Annotated in this window: 1 pseudogene; it reads right to left on the bottom strand. The window is 62.3% G+C overall.

Annotated features, from left to right (window positions below):
- A pseudogene (locus tag PRZ03_RS23665) lies at positions 1-2,179 on the bottom strand (calcium-binding protein); the annotation flags it as partial.

The raw sequence follows: 2,179 nt of genomic DNA, 5'->3' as shown, positions 1-2,179 counted from the left end.
GCTCAGCGTGTTGGCGCCGCTGTTGCCGATGATGATATTGGCGAGGGTATTGCCCGTGCCGTTGATCGGGGCCGCACTCGCAAGCGTCTCGGCCGCATTGCGGGCGAGCATGATCTTGGCCGTAGCTGCCGGTGCAGCGTCCAGCAAGGTCAGGTTCTCAACGTGGTCACCCAAGGTGAAGCTGACGCTGGATTGCACCGTGTCCGTGCCCTGGTCGTTCAACTCGGTGACTACATCGCCTGTGGCATCGACCACATAGATGTCATCACCTGTGCCGCCGAGCAGGTTGTCGTTGCCAGCCCCGCCGTTCAGCAAGTCATTGCCGCCGCCGCCGTTCAGCGTGTCGGCGCCTGCACCGCCTTGCATGTGATTGTTGTCGCCATTGCCGGTAACTGTCACCGCCACCGAGCCGGTAATGACCAGGTTCTCGATGTAGTTGCCCAGCGTGTAGCCCACACTGGTCATGACTGTATCTGTGCCGGCGTTGTATTGCTCGGTCACCGCGTCGGCCAGCGAGTCGACGTAGTAGGTGTCGTCACCTTGGTCGCCCGCCATGGTATCGGCGCCCGCGCCGCCGTCGATGATGTCATTGCCGGTCGTGCCCGTCATCACGTTGGCCAATGCATTGCCGATGCCATGCAGGCCCGTGCTGCCGGTCAAGGTCAGCCTTTCGACCTCGGCCGAGAGCCTGAAATCCACTGCACTGCGCACCTCATCGGCACTTCCTTCCCCGGCCAACTCGGTGACGCTGTCGTCCAAGTTATCGACGATGTAAACATCGTCACCGCTGCCGCCCAGTAATTGGTCAGCGCCCGCACCTCCGTCCAAAGTGTCATTTCCTGCGGCACCGCTGAGTAAGTTGTTGCCGGAATTACCAAGCAAGGTGTTCGCCAGGGCGTTGCCCACACCCTTCAGATTCGAACTCCCCAAAAGACTCAGCTTCTCGACGTTGACTGCCAGCGTGAAGTCCACCGTGCTGCGGACCTCGTCAGTGCCTTCGTTCAGGGCTTCGACGATGGAGTCGGCAAGGTTGTCTACCCAAAACACATCGCTACCCAAGCCGCCATTCAAGGTGTCGGCGCCGAGACCGCCGTCCAGCAGGTCGTCCCCGGCTAGACCGACAAAGCTATCACTGGCATTGGTACCGATCAGCCAGTCGGAGTTGGCGCTGCCGCTGAAGCTGATCGGGCCGGTCAGCGCCGAGAAGTCCACCCCGTCCATCTCGGTCACCACTGCCGTGTCGCCCGAGGTTTGGTCGGCGGCGTTGCCCAGGTTGATGCTTGCGATGTTCGCGCCGGGGCGCAATACCAGCAGGTCTAGCCCCGAGCTGCCATTCACGATCGTGTCGGCGATGTCGTAAACGATCCGGTCGTTGCCTCCGTTGCCGTAGTTGGTGTCGGCGCCTGCGCCGCCATCCAGCGTGTCAAACCCTTCGCCGCCGGAGAGGTAGTCGTTGCCGTCCTGACCATTCAGTTGGTCATCACCGCCGCTGCCGTACAGGTTGTCATTGCCAGCGCCGCCGTTGAGCACGTTGACGCTGCCCACCGCATCGCTGGCATCGCCCGATGCATTTAGGCTGTCATTGCCGTCGCCGCCGTTCAGCATGTCGGCGCCCAGGCCGCCGTCCAGACTGTCGTCACCGGCGCTACCGAACAGGGCGTCATTGCCGGCGTTGCCCCAAATCTGGTCATTGCCGTCGCCCCCATCTAGCGTGTCATTGCCCGCATCGCCCTGGATGCGGTCATTGCCGCTCAGGCCCGAGAGCGTGTCGTCACCGGCGCCGCCTACCATGGTGTCGTCACCAGCCGTGCCCACGATAGTGTCTGCTCCCCCGGTGCCCACGCCTGCAGCATTGATGAAGGTGCCGCTGGAGAAAGCATTGGCACCAAGGCTGAGTTGGCCGTTGAACAGCAGTTTGAAGTCGTTGGCATCCACAAGGCCGTCGCGGTTGCGGTCCATGTAGAGGCCGGTCAGATTAGTAGCGGCGTCGTAAAACGAGAAGATCTGCAGCACGCCGGTGCCAAGGTCAGTGCCGCCGGCGTTTTGCCCAACGGTAGCTGTGAAGCCAGCTTGCGCTGCACCGCGCCACACCAGCGGCACGGTGTCGTTGGCACCGCCCAGGCCGTTGGTTACGAAAGTCTTGAGCACATCGCCTTCAGCCGCGTTGAAGTCGGTGATG

The organism is Roseateles albus, from assembly GCF_028595345.1.
GTDB classification, from domain to species: Bacteria; Pseudomonadota; Gammaproteobacteria; order Burkholderiales; family Burkholderiaceae_C; genus Paucibacter_A; species Paucibacter_A albus.
The sequence above is the reverse complement of the archived record's forward strand: the minus strand, read 5'-3'. Positions and strand labels throughout refer to the sequence as shown.